This is a genomic window from Streptococcus sp. 1171_SSPC, from assembly GCF_001069335.1.
GTDB classification, from domain to species: Bacteria; Bacillota; Bacilli; order Lactobacillales; family Streptococcaceae; genus Streptococcus; species Streptococcus xiaochunlingii.
In genome coordinates, this window is sequence record NZ_JWAK01000014.1 from 5,868 (window position 1) to 23,893 (window position 18,026).

The 18,026-nt window shown below is 43.8% G+C and carries 15 protein-coding genes and 2 pseudogenes; 15 read left to right on the forward strand and 2 right to left on the reverse strand.

All coding sequences use genetic code 11. The features are described from left to right. The first annotated feature begins 201 nt into the window (after nt 1–201). Genes ADF75_RS01440 through ADF75_RS01450 form a run of 3 tightly spaced genes read left to right on the forward strand, consistent with a single transcriptional unit; the run spans nt 202 to nt 2,626 of the window. Entirely contained in the window at nt 202–699 is a 498-nt protein-coding gene (locus ADF75_RS01440) for a GAF domain-containing protein (protein ID WP_048788888.1), read from the forward strand. Beyond that, complete coding sequence (gene dnaX / locus ADF75_RS01445) at nt 699–2,375, forward strand: DNA polymerase III subunit gamma/tau (protein ID WP_048788889.1); 1,677 nt, start codon at nt 699–701, stop codon at nt 2,373–2,375. Before ADF75_RS01440 ends, dnaX begins: the two co-directional genes overlap by 1 nt. Before the next feature lie 38 nt (nt 2,376–2,413). Beyond that, nucleotides 2,414–2,626, forward strand: coding sequence for a DUF3272 family protein (locus ADF75_RS01450; protein WP_006596552.1), 213 nt, complete (start codon nt 2,414–2,416; stop codon nt 2,624–2,626). 40 nt (nt 2,627–2,666) lie between these two features. Here the strand turns inward: ADF75_RS01450 and birA are convergent, their stop codons facing one another. After that, nucleotides 2,667–3,608, reverse strand: coding sequence for a bifunctional biotin--[acetyl-CoA-carboxylase] ligase/biotin operon repressor BirA (birA, locus tag ADF75_RS01455; RefSeq protein ID WP_048788914.1), 942 nt, complete (start codon nt 3,606–3,608; stop codon nt 2,667–2,669). 29 nt (nt 3,609–3,637) lie between these two features. After that, entirely contained in the window at nt 3,638–4,639 is a 1,002-nt protein-coding gene (locus ADF75_RS01460; RefSeq protein ID WP_048788890.1) for a LacI family DNA-binding transcriptional regulator, read from the reverse strand. A gap of 141 nt (nt 4,640–4,780) precedes the next feature. Here ADF75_RS01460 and ADF75_RS01465 point away from each other — a divergent pair, with 141 nt between their 5' ends. The 12 genes and pseudogenes from ADF75_RS01465 to ADF75_RS01520 all read left to right on the forward strand — a co-directional run bounded on the left by ADF75_RS01465 (nt 4,781) and on the right by ADF75_RS01520 (nt 17,954). Further along, nucleotides 4,781–5,947 carry a galactokinase gene (locus ADF75_RS01465; protein WP_048788891.1) on the forward strand — a complete coding sequence of 389 codons (1,167 nt, stop codon included), beginning with the start codon at nt 4,781–4,783 and terminating at the stop codon, nt 5,945–5,947. 15 nt (nt 5,948–5,962) lie between these two features. Continuing rightward, complete coding sequence (gene galT, locus ADF75_RS01470; RefSeq protein WP_048788892.1) at nt 5,963–7,450, forward strand: UDP-glucose--hexose-1-phosphate uridylyltransferase; 1,488 nt, start codon at nt 5,963–5,965, stop codon at nt 7,448–7,450. Nucleotides 7,451–7,506: 56 nt separating this feature from the next. Beyond that, complete coding sequence (galE, locus tag ADF75_RS01475; protein WP_048788893.1) at nt 7,507–8,505, forward strand: UDP-glucose 4-epimerase GalE; 999 nt, start codon at nt 7,507–7,509, stop codon at nt 8,503–8,505. Nucleotides 8,506–8,675: 170 nt separating this feature from the next. Next, nucleotides 8,676–9,515, forward strand: a complete 840-nt coding sequence (locus ADF75_RS01480) for an alpha/beta hydrolase (RefSeq protein ID WP_048788894.1) — start codon at nt 8,676–8,678, stop codon at nt 9,513–9,515. Nucleotides 9,516–9,631: 116 nt separating this feature from the next. Beyond that, nucleotides 9,632–10,777, forward strand: a pseudogene (locus ADF75_RS01485) (DUF4767 domain-containing protein). Between the two features lie 171 nt (nt 10,778–10,948). Beyond that, a complete protein-coding gene (locus tag ADF75_RS01490; protein ID WP_048788895.1) occupies nt 10,949–11,677 on the forward strand; it encodes an ABC transporter ATP-binding protein in 729 nt (242 codons plus the stop codon). Beyond that, the gene (locus tag ADF75_RS01495) at nt 11,670–13,190 is read left to right on the forward strand and encodes an ABC transporter permease/substrate-binding protein (RefSeq protein ID WP_048788896.1); all 1,521 of its coding nucleotides are present in this window, start codon (nt 11,670–11,672) and stop codon (nt 13,188–13,190) included. The genes ADF75_RS01490 and ADF75_RS01495 overlap by 8 nt, the downstream gene beginning before the upstream one ends. Before the next feature lie 493 nt (nt 13,191–13,683). After that, nucleotides 13,684–14,622: an AEC family transporter gene (locus tag ADF75_RS01500; protein ID WP_048788897.1), complete on the forward strand. Its 939-nt coding sequence runs from the start codon at nt 13,684–13,686 to the stop codon at nt 14,620–14,622. A gap of 95 nt (nt 14,623–14,717) precedes the next feature. Next, entirely contained in the window at nt 14,718–15,149 is a 432-nt protein-coding gene (locus ADF75_RS01505) for an Rrf2 family transcriptional regulator (protein ID WP_048788898.1), read from the forward strand. A gap of 76 nt (nt 15,150–15,225) precedes the next feature. Further along, entirely contained in the window at nt 15,226–16,230 is a 1,005-nt protein-coding gene (locus ADF75_RS01510) for an NADP-dependent oxidoreductase (RefSeq protein WP_048788899.1), read from the forward strand. 13 nt (nt 16,231–16,243) lie between these two features. After that, the gene (locus tag ADF75_RS01515; protein WP_048788900.1) at nt 16,244–17,080 is read left to right on the forward strand and encodes an alpha/beta fold hydrolase; all 837 of its coding nucleotides are present in this window, start codon (nt 16,244–16,246) and stop codon (nt 17,078–17,080) included. A gap of 1 nt (nt 17,081) precedes the next feature. After that, nucleotides 17,082–17,954, forward strand: a pseudogene (locus ADF75_RS01520) (SDR family NAD(P)-dependent oxidoreductase). Nucleotides 17,955–18,026: the final 72 nt, after the last annotated feature.

Genomic DNA, 18,026 nt, shown 5'->3' on the forward strand with positions numbered 1-18,026 from the left:
TTCATCAGCTTTTACAGCCCTACTCAACTGTGCGGAGGTGGCACGACGAAATCGAATTCTAACGAATTACCGATTTCTGTCCCACTCTCTTTTAATTGGGAATGTTTGCTGGATACTTCTGATGGCAAGCTGGGTTGTTATCGAAGGTTGCTCCGTTGTAAATACTTAATTTTCTAACTAAAGTTTGGTATAATAAAGGTTATGAATATACAGCAAAAAGAATCACGTTACCAACTCTTACTAGCCCAGTTAGAAGCTCTTTTAGAGGGTGAAAGCAATGCCTTGGCCAATTTATCCAATGCCAGTGCTTTGCTCAATCAAGCCCTACCACATTCGGTCTTTGCAGGTTTTTATCTTTATGATCAAAAAGAGCTGATTTTAGGCCCCTTTCAAGGTCAGGTTTCCTGTGTCCACATTGCCTTAGGAAAAGGCGTCTGTGGAGAAGCAGCAGAGAAAAGAGAGACGCTGGTAATTGAGGATGTGACCCAGCATGCCAATTATATCTCTTGTGACAGTCGCGCCATGAGTGAGATTGTGGTTCCCATGGTCTTGAAAGACCAGTTGCTGGGAGTGTTGGATCTAGATTCGGACCAAGTGGGAGATTATGACGACCTGGATCGCCTTTATTTGGAACGTTTTGTAGCTATCTTGCTTGAAAAAACAAATTGGAATTTTAGGATGTTTGGAGTAGTAGACTAATGTATCAAGCCCTCTATCGTAAATACCGTAGCCAGACCTTTGGCCAACTTGTAGGGCAGGAGGTTATTGCGAAGACCCTTCGACAAGCTGTCGAACAGGGGAAAATTAGCCATGCCTATCTCTTTTCTGGACCTCGTGGGACGGGGAAGACCAGTGTGGCAAAAATCTTTGCCAAGGCCATGAACTGCCCCAACCAAAAAGGGGGAGAGCCTTGTAATGATTGCTATATCTGTGAAGCCATTACCAATGGCAGTTTAGAGGATGTTATCGAGATTGACGCAGCCTCAAATAATGGGGTAGATGAGATCCGAGATATCCGCGATAAATCCACCTATGCACCTAGTTTGGCTCCTCATAAGGTCTATATTATCGATGAGGTCCATATGCTCTCGACAGGAGCCTTTAATGCCCTTCTCAAAACCTTGGAAGAACCGACAGAAAATGTAGTCTTTATCCTAGCAACAACGGAATTGCACAAGATTCCAGCAACCATCCTTTCACGGGTTCAACGCTTTGAGTTCAAATCGATCAAGACGCCAGCCATTCAAGACCACCTAAAAGCTGTTTTGGATAAAGAAGGGATTGATTACGAAGAAGAAGCTGTAGCCATAATTGCCCGTCGGGCAGAAGGTGGGATGCGGGATGCTTTGTCCATTTTGGACCAGGCCCTCAGCCTGACAGCTGGTGCCCAATTGACCACTGCGACGGCTGAAGAAATCACAGGTTCCATCAGTCAAGAAGCTTTAGATCTCTATGTTGTAGCCTTGTCAGCACAAGATGCAACAGCTGCCTTGGATCAGTTGAACCTGATCTTTGATAATGGGAAAAACATGGCCCGCTTTGTGACGGACCTCTTGCAGTATTTACGGGATCTCTTGATTGTTCAGACAGGTGGGGAAAATCTCCATGTCAGTGAGAGATTTAATCAGAATCTAGCCATTCCACAAGCAACCCTCTTTGCTTGGATTGATATTGCGACAAGGAGTTTAGCAGATATCAAAAACAGCCTGCAGCCGAAAATCTATACGGAGATGATGACCATTCGTTTGGCAGAATACAAGGGTGAGGGCCCTTCGGCTGGCCAAGTGGCTCTTCCAGCAGATTTTTCAGCACAAGTAGGCCAGCTCAAAAGAGAAGTCGAGTCTCTGAAGAATCAGTTAGCTCAAGTAGCGAGTGGGGCTCCTGCAGCTAAATCAAGCCCTGCTCGTCCTCAGAAGTCTAGCAAGGGCTATCGAGTGGACCGCAATAAGCTTCAAGCTATCTTACAAGAAGCAGTTGAAAATCCAGATTTAGCTCGTAACAATCTCATTCGCCTACAGAATGCTTGGGGGGAAATTATTGAAAGCCTAGCAGGGGCAGATAAGGCTTTGCTGGTTGGTTCACAGCCGGTTGCGGCCAATGAACGCCATGCGATTTTAGCTTTTGAGTCTGCCTTTAATGCCGAACAGACCATGAAGCGAGATAATCTCAATACCATGTTTGGCAATATTTTAAGCAATGCGGCAGGTTTCTCTCCGGAGATTCTGGCTATTTCAATGGAGGAATGGACCCAGGTTCGGGCGGAATTCTCTAAGAAAGCGCGTGGTCACAAGGAAGAGGCAGAAGTGGCAGAAGAGTCCGTCATTCCTGAAGGTTTTGATTTCCTCTCTGAAAAAATTACGATCCAAGAAGACTAGCCTGTGCTTTTTCCAGAAAATCATGGTAGAATAACAATATGAATAAACGTCAATTTTGGACTATGGCTATCTTTACAGCTTTAGAAACCTATTTTTTTAATGATGCTGTGATGAGGGAAAGCTACCTGGCAGCTATCTTTTGGGCTCTCTTGATATTGAGAAATTTACAAGTCAGCTATATCTTAGGAAAGTTGGTCGAAAGTATCGATCAACAGCTCAATCAGAAAAAACGAGATAAGTATAAAAAATAAGCACCGACTGGTGCTTATTTTTTTGAGCTGTTGATCTGTTTTACAGGTCCCACTGTTTGAGGGAAATTTCACCACTGTTGAGCCAGTGTTCTTTGCCGTCCGTTAGTTGGACTAGTAGTTGTCCACTGTCCGAAATATCCTTGGCCAGGCCTTGGTAGCTAGTCTGATTTTGTTCGAAGCGGACTTCTTTACCTAGAACTAGTGAGCGTTGCTTGTAGAGGTAGATCAGCTCCTCCTCTGGACTATTGAAAAATTCCTTCCAAATCTCAGCAATCAGTTCATTGCGAGTAATAGGAGGCTGGGAGTCAAAGAGGGAACCAGCCTTGTCCTTCAGTTCCGTAGGGAAATTAGTGATGGAAAAATTTAGGCCGATACCAATGATAACATCTGTGATGAGGCCTGTTTCGATGGAGCTGATGGCTTCAGTCAGAATGCCTCCAACTTTTTTCCCCTTGTAGTAGATATCATTGACCCACTTAATATCGACATCCAATAAGGCTAGATTTTTCAGAGCCTTGTAGATAGCAGCTGCGACCATGAGGGTATAGGCGGGAGCTTGATCAAAGGGGAGGTTGGGCTTGAGGTGGAGGGACATGTAGATTCCCCCTTGAGAAGGACAGAAGTAGTCGCGCCCAAAACGTCCCTTACCAGCCGTTTGAAAAGGAGCCAGATACAGAGTAGCAGATTGACCACCCACTTCCATGGCATTCTTCGCATCTAACTGGGTGGATTGGCACTGGGGATTATAGGAGACAGTCAATGGACAAAGGTCTTCGATGACTTTGGAGATTAGGAGGTCTCCAGAAAGGATCTTGTAGCCTCGTTTTTTAACGGACTCAATCTCAATGCCTTCCTTTTCTAGACGCTGAATGGCCTTCCAGATAGAGGTGCGAGACAGTCCCATTTCTTGGGCTAGTTGTTCGCCGTTGACATAGTCTTGAGCTTGTGCCAAGGTTTGGTATAAAATTTCGTGTGTTTTCATAGTTTCTAATTCTCGAAAAGGATGGAAGATCATCCATTTTTGGTACTTTCTCTTAAGGTAAGTTTGGTTCCTAGCATGGTGAGGGTCGGTATTTCTCTCCGAGCTAGGACTTGTTTATTGAGGACGTCCATAGCGGTACGTCCCATTTCTTCTGTAAAAACAGTGATGGTCGAGAGGGGAGGAAAGACTTGCTTGGCTATACTAGTATCATTAAAGGAAATGAGTTGGATGTCATCAGGGACCTTTATGCCGCCTTCTTGAAAGGCGCGGAGAGCCCCAATGGCCAAACTATCACTGGCAGCAAAATAGGCATCTGGTAAGGGTGAGCCAGACTGAAGATTAGAGGAAATGAGGTCATAGCCTGATTGAGCTGTAAAACTACCTGTGAGGATGAGTTCAGGGTGGTAAATGTTTCTTTCAATACAATAGTTTCGATAGGCTCTTCGCCGAGGATCGGGTATACTTTCCAATAGGTCAGTCGTTTTTTCCTCACCGGTTAGGAGACCGATCGTTGTACACCCTTGTTTTCGTAAATAGTGAAGGGCAGTCTGTACAGCATTTTCAAATTCAGTCGTGACACAAGGATGTCCTTGGTTAAGAGTGTTACTATCGACAAAAATCAGAGGTTTGGTCAACCTTTCTAGATCGACAATCTGAACTCTACTAAACTTTCCAATACAAAGGACCCCAACAACTTCCTCCCCTAATCGAAAGGGAATATCATTGAAATAGCGGAGGATGCCATAGTCGAGGTCCTGTGCTCTTTTTTCAATGCCTAAACGGATGTTGTAGTAGTAAAGGTCGTCCAGCTCTCCCTCTTCACTTTTCCATTGGATGATGACAATTTGTTGTTTTTCTTTCTTAAAGTTCCCACTTTTCTGATGTCTGGTGTAGCCTAGTTCGTCAGCAACGGTCAAAATTCTGTGGCGGGTTTCCTCCGTTACAGAAAGACTAGTATCTTGATTCAGCACACGTGAGACAGTGGCGATGGATACGTTAGCGAGACTGGCAATATCCTTTAATGTAGCCATAAGTTTTCTCCTTCTGTCTTCTAGTATATCATAGCTTTGGCCTGGTTAGTGAATTTTACTAAAATTTTAGTAAAATAATTGATTTGCTTGATGAAAAGGGTTACACTAAAGATAAAGAACTATATAAGTGAGGTAATCTCAATGAATACTCAAGAACTTCGGAACGCTTTTCAAACAGTCTTTGGAGCAGAAGCGGATCATACTTTTTTCTCACCAGGTCGGATCAATCTGATTGGTGAACACACAGACTACAACGGAGGCCATGTCTTCCCTGCAGCTATCACCCTCGGTACCTACGGAGCAGCTCGCAAACGCGAGGATAATCTTCTTCGTTTCTTCTCTGCTAACTTTGAAGACAAGGGTATCATTGAAGTTCCCCTTGAAAATCTTCATTTTGAAGAGGAGCACAATTGGACCAACTATCCAAAAGGCGTGCTTCATTTCTTGCAAGAAGCTGGTCACACCATTGATGTTGGTATGGACGTCTATGTCTACGGTAATATTCCAAATGGATCTGGCCTTTCTTCCTCAGCCTCACTAGAGATGCTGACGGGCGTCATTGCGGAAACCATCTATGGTCTTAAGGTTGATCGGGTAGAACTGGTTAAGATCGGAAAACAAACGGAAAATCATTTTATCGGGGTCAACTCTGGTATCATGGATCAGTTTGCCATCGGTATGGGGGCTGACCAACGGGCCATTTATCTGGATACCAACACTTTGGAATATGATTTGGTGCCCCTTGATTTGAAAGACAACGTCGTCGTGATTATGAATACCAACAAACGTCGGGAATTGATTGATTCAAAATACAATGAACGCCGTGCGGAATGTGAAACAGCTGTCTCAGAATTGCAAGCCAAACTAGACATCCAAACATTGGGTGAATTGAATGTCTGGGATTTTGATACCTATAGCTACTTGATCAGGGATGAAAATCGCATCAAACGAGCTCGCCATGCTGTCCTCGAAAACCAACGGACTCTCCAAGCTCGTAAGGCTCTGGAAGAAGGAGACTTGGAAGCTTTTGGACGATTCATGAATGCTTCCCACGTATCCTTAGAACACGATTATGAGGTAACTGGACTTGAGTTGGACACCTTGGTGCATACAGCTTGGGAACAAGAAGGGGTGCTTGGTGCTCGTATGACGGGAGCCGGCTTTGGTGGGTGTGCCATCGCCCTTGTCAACAAGGATAAGGTCCAAGACTTTGAAGAAGCTGTCGGCAAACGCTATGAGGAAGTTGTCGGCTATGCTCCAAGCTTCTACATTGCTGAAGTATCAGGGGGCAGTCGCGTCTTAGATTAGGAGAGAGGAGACAAAATGCTACAAGGAATTCTAGATGCATTTGTGACAGAAGTTATTGCAGTGAGTCACTTTGAAGAGCTAGATCGGATCTATTTAAAGAATCGGATAATGAGCTTGGTCGGAGAAGAGGGCGTGGACGAACCAGTTAAAAAAGAAGGTTTGTTGGCGCTTAAAGATCAGCTCATCGAGCAAGCCCTTGCTAACGGTCAAATTGAGGAAACCATGGCTTCCCAGGATAGCCTCGGAGCAACATTAATGGATTTGATCACTCCTAGTCCTAGTCAAGTCAACCATCGTTTCTGGGATATTTACCAGCAATCAAAGGCAGAAGCAATCGCCGGTTTCTATGCTCTCTCCAAGCGTAATGACTACATCAAAGTAGAGGCCATTGCGCAGAATATTGCCTTTGAGGCAGAGACACCTTATGGTCCGCTAGAGATTACGATCAACCTCTCCAAACCGGAAAAGGACCCCAAAGAGATTGCAACAGCACGTCAGACTAAAGCTAGCCATTATCCGGCCTGCCAACTGTGCTTTGAAAATGAAGGCTATCAAGGTCGCCTAGACCATCCTGCCCGTGCCAATCATCGGATCATCCGCTTTGACATGGACGGTCATGATTGGGGCTTCCAGTATTCCCCTTATGCCTACTTCAATGAACACTGTATTTTCCTCGATAGCCAGCATGTTCCTATGGCCATTAGCCGCAAGACCTTTGAGCGACTCTTGACCATTGTAGAGACTTTTCCAGGCTATTTTGCAGGCTCCAATGCAGATCTACCCATTGTAGGGGGATCCATCCTGACTCATGACCATTACCAAGGCGGACGCCACACCTTCCCTATGGAGTTGGCATGTCTTGACCAAACTTTTACCATTCCTGGCTTCGAAGAGGTTCAAGTGGGCATCGTTCGTTGGCCAATGTCAGTCTTGCGTCTGCAGTCAGATAACAAAGAAGAGCTTATCAACTTGGCAGATCATATTTTAGCAAGCTGGCGAGGTTACTCGGATCCAGCTGTGCAAGTCTTAGCCACATCTGACGGTCAACCCCATCATACCATTACCCCCATTGCACGAATCCGCGATGGGCATTATGAACTGGACTTGGTGCTCCGTGACAACCAAACCTCACCAGAGCATCCAGATGGTATTTATCACCCGCATGCGGATGTGCAACACATCAAAAAAGAAAATATCGGCCTGATCGAGGTCATGGGCCTAGCCATTTTGCCTCCTCGTCTCAAAGAAGAGCTCAAGCAGGTTCAAGACTATCTGCTTGGACGAGAAAGCAGTGTGGCTAGTTACCACCAGGACTGGGCTACTGACTTGAAAGCCATTTACCCATCCATCACAGACGAAGCAGAGGCAGAAGCTATTGTTCGTGAATCAGTTGGTCAAATCTTTGCGCGCGTGCTGGAAGATGCCGGTGTCTACAAGCGAACAGAAGAAGGACAGGCTGCCTTTAGACGCTTTGTGACTAGTCTTGGGAAAAGCAAATCCTAAGAAATTTTGCTACAATAGAAGAAGTGAAATGAACGAGAAAGAGGGAGAGGGAAAAAATGGCAATTTTAGTATTGGGAGGAGCTGGCTATATCGGTTCCCACATGGTAGACCGTTTGGTCAATGAAGGACAGGAAAAAGTCGTGGTGGTAGATAGCCTGGTCACAGGACACCGTGCAGCGGTGCATCCAGATGCCGTCTTTTACCAAGGAGACCTAGCGGATCAAGACTTCATGCGCATGGTTTTTAAGGAACATGCTGATATTGATGCGGTCATCCACTTTGCGGCCTACTCACTGGTCGCTGAGTCTATGTCAGATCCATTGAAATATTTTGACAACAATACAGCTGGCATGGTCAAACTCTTGGAAGTCATGCATGAATGTGGGGTGCACTACATCGTCTTTTCTTCAACCGCTGCCACCTACGGTATTCCAGAAGAGATTCCGATTCTTGAAACCACTCCACAAAAACCGATCAATCCTTATGGCGAAAGCAAGCTCATGATGGAAACTATTATGCGCTGGGCCGATCAAGCATATGGCATCAAGTATGTGCCCCTTCGTTACTTTAATGTAGCGGGTGCTAAGCCAGATGGATCTATCGGGGAAGACCATGGACCAGAGACCCACCTCTTGCCAATCGTCTTACAAGTAGCCCAAGGCAAACGCGATAAGATCGCAATTTTTGGAGATGACTACCAGACACCAGATGGCACCAATGTTCGGGACTATGTCCATCCATTTGACTTGGCAGATGCCCATCTGCTTGCGGTGGAGTATCTCAGAAAAGGGAATGAATCGACTGCCTTTAATCTGGGCTCATCGACCGGATTCTCCAATCTTCAAATCGTTGAAGCAGCCCGCAAGGTGACGGGACATCCGATCCCACTAGAGATTGCTGATCGTAGACCAGGAGATCCAGATACCCTGATTGCATCCTCTGAGAAGGCGCGTGCTATCCTCGGTTGGCAACCAAAATTTGATAATATCGAAACCATCATCCAAACAGCCTGGGCTTGGCATTCCAGCCACCCAGATGGCTACAATGATCGATAAGAAGAAAACTCAAGTCAGTTGGCTTGAGTTTTTGTGTAGGGGAGTATGCTATAATGAAGTAAATAGAAGGATGCACACAACTAATGTAACCTAATGGGTCAACAAGGATAGTAGGAGCAACAATGACAAAATATTTATTTCTCTGGTTTTGAGAGCGTGGATTCGTACAAATCACCCAGAAGACCTTGATCTCTCTTTTCTTGCTTGGGTTAGCTGTCCCTTCTTATAGCTGGACTCGAAAAAATGTCCAGAAAATCGAAAAATTCTATAATTCAAAATTATCGCCAATTATCATGATTCCTGGAAGTTCCGCGACGGAAAATCGCTTTGATGGCTTGGTGACCAAGCTCAACCAAGACCGGCAGGGAAGCAAACACAGCCTGCTCAAAGTCAAGGTCTGGAATGATGGGACCATTACTTATAGTGGGAGTATTGATGTCAAAGACAATGAACCGATTATCGTCATTGGTTTTGAAAACAACAAAGATGGCTACAGCAATATTAAAAAACAAGCCAAGATGGTTAACCAAGCCTTTGAAGCTCTACAATCGAAATACAACTTCAATAACTTTAAAGGATTAGGTCACTCAAATGGAGGCTTGATCTACACAGCCTTTATTGAAAATTATTTAGGGGATTATGATGTGGATCTTAGGACGCTCATGACTATTGGGACCCCTTATAACTTTACCGAGACCAATATCAAAAATAAATCAGAGATGTTGACGGACTTTATCAAGGCTAGAGAAGCTATCCCAACAACCCTTCATATGTATTCAGTAGCAGGCACTATCACCTATGACTCGGATGAGTTGGTTCCTGATGCTAGTGTGTCAGCTGGCAAGTATATCTATCAAAATCAAGCGGAGGCCTATACGGAGATTACTGTTACAGGAGAAGATGCCCATCACTCGGACTTGCCAACCAATGATGAAGTGGTCGCCTTGATCAAGCAACATATCGAAAGTCAGGACAATCCGGGTCGTCGAGAGCAAAATGACCCAAATTAGATCAAAATGAAATGGAATAAGAAGGTTTTACACAAATCATCAGGTGTAGCCTTCTTTTTTGGTATAATATAAAGAGAAAAGAACAAATGTCAAGGATGACACAAAAGGAGAAACTTATGAAACGAAAAGAGAAATTAGGTGCATTCATTCTTCTACTAGCAGGACTTATTACGGTTGGTTGTAGCAAACGGACTCCTTGACATTCTAGTCAGTTGAATAACAGCTCGGAAACATCGTCGATATCATCTTCCGGTAAAAAAGTTTCTAAAAAAGAGGTGAAAAAGGATTACAAGAAGTTGTACCAGCCTGTATTTGAGGATTACCAAAAGATTTTGACCTCGCCAAAGGATACAGCAAGCATCGCAAGTCTCTCTCAAAATTTACAAGCAACTGAGCGTCCAATCAATAGTTGGGCAATTGAAAATGCGGTCAACCAGGCAGATGAAATGCGTTATGCCTTTGCAGATTTAAATAACGATGGGATAGAGGAACTTCTGATTGCGGACCTAAATTTGAGTGGCAAATATTTCTTAACCGGCCTATATTATTTGAAAGCCGAGAAACCAGTCCTTTTAGCTGAAGGATTTACTGCTGGTCATGGTGGAGCAAGAAATGCAGTCCTTGTCTATAAAGGAGGAGAGGTACTGGAGCTTAGCTGGTCCTCAGGTACGGGTCAAGGTTATGGAACTCTTTATCAGCTTAATGCTAAGCAAGAGCAAGCGACTATACTCCAAGAAAAAGAGATTCAAATACAAGCAAATGATATTGCTGCTGATTTTGGAAAAAATGCATCGGATCAAATTGACTTAAGAGGCCTCGATTGGCAGGAATTTGAAGTTCCAAGTAGTTCATCTAAGTCAACAACTGAGCAAAAAGCACCATGGAATCCCAACAAATCTGCCAAGCTAGAAGCTTTTATAAAGGACTGGGGGGAAAAACTAGGACAACCCAATTACCAAAAGGGGATCGCAGGAGGAGATGTCGGTGCTGACCACCTCTATACACTTAGGGATGATGGACCAAGTGAGAAAATGAATGCTGAGTATACGGATACAGGTCTCGGAACTGCTCAGTACCGAATTGTAGAACGCTACAGTAATTGGGATAAATACCCAGATGTTCATAGCTATTACTTTGCTATAACCAACACAGGAGAAGCTATCGTCTTTCATTCACCAACAACTAATGGCGGTGTCATGTACTTAAAACCAACAGAAAATACAGAAATCCAAGCAGAATTTAAACGTTTGGTGGAAGAATAATCAATCATAATGGAGAGTTTGGCCTTAGCCAAGCTCTTTTTCTTATATATGATTTCAAATCAAAATTGTTGACAGATGTAATATCTAGTATTACAATGTTATAATAATGATTACACTCTTATAAAAAGTGAGATAAGGATCTTAGCTTTTAAGGAGATGGTGAGGAAGAACATGATTGAATACAAACATGTAGCCTTGCGCTACACGGATAAGAACATTTTAAAAGATGTCAATCTCCGTATTGAAGATGGAGAATTCATGGTGCTAGTGGGTCCTTCAGGATCTGGAAAGACCACCATGATCAAGATGATTAACCGTCTCTTGGAACCGACTGATGGCAATATATACATGGATGGAAAACGGATCAAGGACTATGATGAACGGGAGTTACGTCTTTCTACTGGTTATGTTTTGCAGGCCATTGCTCTCTTTCCAAATCTAACGGTTGCTGAAAATATTGCACTGATTCCTGAGATGAAGGGCTGGAGTAAGGAGCAAATCACCTCTAAAACAGAAGAACTCTTGGACAAGGTGGGTCTGCCTGTTGCAGAGTATGCAAAGCGCATGCCTAGTGAGTTATCGGGTGGGGAGCAACAACGGATTGGGATTGTGCGGGCCATCATTGCAGAGCCAAAGATTCTATTGATGGACGAGCCCTTTTCAGCCTTGGATGCCATTTCTCGCAAGCAGTTGCAGGCTCTGACTAAAAAATTGCACAAAGAGTTTGGTATGACCACTATCTTCGTGACTCATGATACGGACGAGGCCTTGAAATTAGGCGATCGGATTGCGGTGCTACAAGAAGGAGAGATTGTGCAGGTGGCGGATTCTGATACCATTCTAGCCCAGCCAGCAAACGACTTTGTTGCGGATTTATTTGGAGGTGCTCACCATGTCTAAACTAGTTGCAACCTTTCAAGAACGCTTTGGCGACTGGCTCGCTGCACTGGGGCAACATTTGCAACTGTCATTACTGACCTTGCTCCTTGCTGTTTTTCTGGCTGTCCCTCTAGCTGTTTATTTAAGTACACGCAAGACAGCCAGCAACTGGATCTTACAGGTAGCTGGGATCTTCCAGACCATTCCTTCCATGGCCCTTCTCGGCCTCTTCATTCCCATTATGGGGATTGGGACGCTTCCGGCCTTGACAGCTCTCGTCATCTACGCCATCTTCCCCATCCTTCAAAATACCATCACAGGTTTGCAAGGGATTGACCCAAGTCTAGAAGAAGCAGGGGTCGCCTTTGGGATGACCAAGTGGGAACGACTCAAGAAGTTCGAGATTCCCTTGGCCATGCCTGTTATCATGTCTGGGATTCGGACAGCAGCTGTGATGATAATCGGGACGGCTACTCTAGCTGCCTTGATTGGGGCTGGGGGACTCGGTTCCTTTATCCTTCTAGGGATTGACCGCAATAATGCCAGTCTGATTTTAATCGGTGCCCTATCTTCTGCCTTCTTAGCCATCGCCTTTAACCTTCTTCTCAAATGGATGGAAAAGGCCAAATTGCGGACCATCTTTGCGGCCTTTGCGGTCATGATCCTGGGATTGGGAGCTAGCTATACACCAAGTCTTCTTGCCAAACCGGAAAAAGAAAACCTGGTCATTGCTGGGAAGTTGGGTCCTGAACCGGAAATCCTAGCCAATATGTACAAGATTTTGATCGAAGAAAACACGGACATGACAGTGACTGTTAAACCAAATTTTGGCAAGACCACCTTCCTCTATGAAGCCCTGAAAAAAGGGGATATTGCTATCTATCCAGAGTTTACAGGGACCGTGACCGAAAGTCTCCTCAAGCCAGCACCACAAGTCGACCATGATCCAGAAGCAGTCTATCAAGCGGCTCGAGATGGGATCAGGAAACAAGACAACCTGACCTTGCTCAAACCCATGGATTATCAGAATACCTATGCTGTCGCAGTGCCTAAGAAAATTGCCCAAGAGTATGGACTCAAGACCATTTCCGACTTGAAAAAGGTGGAAAGACAACTTAAGGCAGGATTTACCTTGGAGTTTAATGACCGAGAGGATGGGAACAAGGGCTTGCAGAAAGTTTACGGACTCCATCTACAAGTCTCCACCATGGAGCCAGCCCTTCGCTACCAGGCTATCCAGTCTGGTGATATCCAGATCACAGATGCCTACTCAACGGATGCCGAGCTTGCTCGCTATAACCTCGTGGTCCTCGAAGATGACAAGCAACTCTTCCCACCTTATCAAGGGGCGCCCCTCATGAAAGAAGCTCTTCTTAAGAAACATCCTGAATTGGAAGGGATTCTCAATCAGTTAGCTGGTAAAATCACAGCAGAGCAAATGAGCCAGATGAACTACCAAGTTGGAGTAGAAGGTAGGTCAGCTAATCAAGTGGCGCGTGACTTTTTGATTCAGGAAGGGATGATTGAGAAATAATGTCACTTAAACTAGAAATATAAGTCACGTTATTTAAGTTACTTCAGATTGAAGGCAAAATAATTTTAGAAACTTTTCTTAGCTGAGTACGGACGTCAGCGAACTTCTACGAAGTTCCATGACTAATTATTGAGCCTAAGATCTCAATAATTCCGAGTGCCTGAAACAATTGTGTTTCAGGCACTTTTTTAACAGCGAAAAGTTTCTCAACTTCTTAAATGACTAAAAAAGTCATTTTATAAAAATAATCTAGCTGTTTTAAGTAAAAGAATAGTTTGTCTATATTTAAAAGTAACTTATTTAATTTGCCTTCTAAGGTTTTCTCTAAGAAACAAAACTTTTTAGTTGTTGAAGGTTAGCAAGAAGGACTAGAATTAATGATCTACAAACCACTAGAGGTTGGGCATGTTGCCCACCTCTTTTTGTGATATACTAGAGTAGTTTTTGAGACTTGTAGGAAAACGCTCATTTCAAAAAAGTAAAAGGAGAAAATATGGCCATCTTTTTGAGGAGTATATCGGGGATTCTCGTCATCCTAGGCATGATTTTAGTGGGCTTTGTCATAGGTGAAAAAGGTTGGTTTGATGACAAGTCACGTGGCTTGATCGCAAAGCTAGTCACTCAAACTGCTCTTCCCTGCTATATGCTCTACACCATCACACAGCGCTTCACAGCGGGAGATCTGCTTAAAATGTTGCCAGCATTGCGTTTTCCTGCCCTGTCCATGGTCGTTTTGCTTGGAATAGCGACAGCAGTAGCCAGGATCTTTGCAGTGAGACAGGACCGCCGTGGCCTCTTTATTTCTATGTTCTTTAACTCCAATACGATTTTTGTGGGGCTCCCCATTAACCAAGCCCTCTTCGGGGATGCTAGTATTCCTTATGTTTTGATCTATTACATGTGTAATACGACCTTTTTCTGGACTTTGGGGACCTACTTGATCCAGCGGGATGGCGAAGGAGAAGCTCAGTTTGATCTCAAAACGAGTGTGAAAAAAGTCTTTTCACCTCCTCTGATGGGCTTCATCTTGGGACTAGTCATGGTGATGCTGCAGATAAAGCTCCCTGCATTTCTAGCCAGTGATTTGCAGTATCTGGGCAATTTAACAACCCCCTTATCCATGATTTTCATCGGTTTGTCGGTATCTCATATAGGCGTGAAGCAGTTGGTGCTTGGAAAAGATCAGCTCCTCATTCTACTAGGACGCTTCGTAGTTGCTCCACTCCTAATGGCGACCATTGTTTACTGGGCGCCTCTACCAAGTTTGATGAAGCAGGTCTTTATCATTCAGTCCGCTATGCCAGTGATGACCAATGCCCCAGTCGTTGCCAGACTCTACAGAGCTGATAGTGATTACGCAGCGGTCATGGTGACAGAGACGACCCTTGCTACCATGGTGGTCATTCCGATACTCATGGTGTTGATGGCTTGATCGTTTTAAAAAAAGTGAAGCAAAAGTCTTGCTTTTCTTTTTATTTGTGTTATACTTGTTCCTGTATTAGATACAAGTTATCTAAAGGAGTTTATATGGATACAAAATATTCAGTTGCTTTACATATCCTAACTATGATTAGTGAAAGCAAGGATACCTTAAGTTCTCAAGCACTAGCAACTAGCGTTGGCACCAATGCGAGTTACATTCGAAAGGTAATCGCCTTATTGAAAAATGCTGGACTAATCCAGTCTCATCAAGGAAAAACGGGCTACCAACTTAGTAAATCGCCAAAGGACATCACCTTACTTAACATTTATTTTGCCACACAAGAAGTCAGCCACATCAGCTTATTTCCTGTTCACCAAAATAGCAATCCGGAGTGCCCAGTAGGGAAACATATCCAGGCTGCCGTTTCACCACTATTTGCTAGAGCTGAAGCTCAACTTGAGAAGGAACTAGCCCAGCAAACCTTAGAAGATGTCATTAACAATCTTTATAAAGATGCCAAACAAAAACGAAACTGATTTGCATGCAGATCAGTTTTAAAAAGACTAGACTTGTATCTTTATCAGATACAACAAAAATAGAAAAGAGAAGACAATGAAAGCCGCACAACATACATCATACAACAAAAAGAATATCACACTGAACATCACAGAAGTCGCTAAACCAAGTATCACAGACAAAGAAGTTTTGGTCAAAGTCACCGCTGCTGGGGTTAATCCTCTCGATAACATGATTTCCCGAGGAGAAGTCAAGATGATCGTCCCTTACAAACTCCCACAAACTGCAGGTAATGAAGTGGTCGGTATCATTGAAGAGACCGGTAAACAAGTCAAAAAACTCAAAGTCGGAGACAGAGTTTTTGGACGTTTACCACTTGATCATATTGGTGCCTTTGCAGAATACGTAGCTGTCAATAGTCAGGCTCTAGCCAAGGTTCCAGACTATCTGTCTGACGAGGAAGCCGCTGCTGTACCTTTGACTGCCTTGACCATTATGCAAGCCCTAGAACTCATGGGAGCTCAAGCTGGCAAAACGATCTTTATCTCTGGTGGTACAGGCGGTGTCGGCGGTATGGCCATTCCGATTGCTAAGGCCAAAGGTTTGACAGTCATCACCAATGGGGCTGGAGATAGTGCTGAGCGGGTGTTGGACCTAGGAGCGGACCGCTTTATCGATTACAAAACAGAGGATTATACAAAAACGGTTAGCGAGGTTGATTATGTCCTTGATACTCTTGGGGGCGCTGAGACTGAAAAACAAATGTCTATCATGCAAAAAGGTGGTCAGCTTGTGTCCCTCCGTGCTATGCCAAATGGTGACTTTGCCAAACGGATGAACCTGCCAAAATGGAAACAGATCCTACTTGGACTAGCTGGTCGCAAATTTGATAAGATGGCTGACAAATACGGCGTTCACTACCATTTTATCTTTGTAGAAAGCAATGGTGCTCAATTACAAGAGGTAGCTGACCTCTTTAGCAAACTCGAAATCAAACCATCTATCGATACAGTCTATCCATTTGAAGAGGTGAATAGCGCCTTAGACAAGGTCGCAAATGGGCGCTCACGTGGAAAAACAGTCCTCAGCTTTAAGAAATAAAAAGGAAAACACAATGTCATATCTTACAACTAAAAATCAATACATCACTGTCCAAGGAAATCAAATTGCCTATCGTGAACTCAGCAAAGGCAAATCAAAACTGCCTCTTCTTATGCTGGTCCATTTGGCAGCAACCCTCGACAACTGGGATCCAAAACTCTTGGACTTGATTGCTGAAAAGCACCATGTGATTGTGGTCGACCTTCCTGGTGTCGGAGCCAGTCAAGGAAAAGTGGCGCCAACCATTCCTGGAATGGCTGAGCAGACAATTAACTTTGTAAATGCCCTTGGTTACGATAAAATCAATCTCCTAGGTCTTTCTATGGGAGGGATGATTGCCCAAGAAATGGTCCGAATCAAGCCTGATTTGGTCGGCCGTCTCATCTTGGCAGGAACTGGACCTCGAGGTGGAAAAGAGGTCGATAAGGTCACAGGGAAAACATTTAACTATATGTTTAAAGCTGGACTCGAACGCATCAATCCTAAACGCTATATCTTCTATAACCATGATGAACAAGGAAAAATCGAAGCCTTGAAAGTTCTCGGACGAATGGGGATGCGAACCAAGGAATTTGCGGACAAAGACATGAGTGTGCCTGGTTTCTGGACGCAACTCAAAGCTATTAAACGTTGGGGGAAAGATTCTCAAGACGACCTAAGATTCATCACCCAACCAACCTTAATCGTCAACGGCGACAAGGATATGCAGGTTCCAACAGAAAATTCTTATGATATGCATGAGAAAATAAAAGATAGTAAGCTCATCATCTATCCAAATGCTGGTCACGGTTCGATCTTCCAATATGCAGAGGAATTCTCAAAAGAACTCATTCCTTTCTTGGAGGACTAATATGGTCAAAACCATTCTAATAACAGGTGCTACGGATGGCATTGGAAAGCACTTGGCAAAGAAACTGGCTAGTGAAGGTCATCAGGTCATCCTCCATGGCCGAAATCCTCAAAAACTAGAATTGGCGCTTCAAGAGATTCGGGCCGTTTCCCTGAGAGGCAGAGTTTCAAGCTACTTGGCAGATTTTTCAAAATTAGATGATGTTTATTGATTTGTAGAGGAAATCAAGCGTGACTTTCAAAGGATCGATGTCTTGTTTAACAATGCAGGCCTGTATGCAGAAAAAGAACGAAAAGCGAGTGCTGAAAATGTCGAGTTGACTTTTATGTTATCCGTTCTCGTTCCCTATATATTAACAACTGAGCTAAGCCCCTTGTTAGAAAAAGCGACTGATGGCCGTGTCATTAATACCTCTTCCTATATGCATCATTTTGCCAAGGTCAAGGATTTGGACTTTGGATTTGAGAACAACTATCATCCAGGATTGGCCTATAATAATTCCAAACTCTATACCATTTGGATGACACGCTATCTAGCAAGAGATTTCTTTTTAAAAGGTTCAAACATCACTATTAATGCCTATCATCCTGGTCTTATCTCGACTAACTTAGGGAATCATTCTAGTGATGAAAAGACGAAAAAGTCTCTCTTCGGACGCTTGATGAAGTCATTATCCAAAGATCTAGACGAGGGAATCGAAACAGGCTATTATCTCACCTTATCAGAGGAAGTCAGGGGCTTGACAGGCTACTACTTTGATGAAAAGAAAGTCAAGTCTGTATCTGAAAAAGGCTACTCATTTGGAAAAGCACAGAAATTAATGGATTACTGCCAAGAAAAAATTATAATGTTTAAAGAAAAGCAGGATTTTTAATTCCTTATTGATTTAGTAAATACAAAAAAGAGAGTGGGACAGAAATCGGTAATTCGTTAGAATTCGATTTCG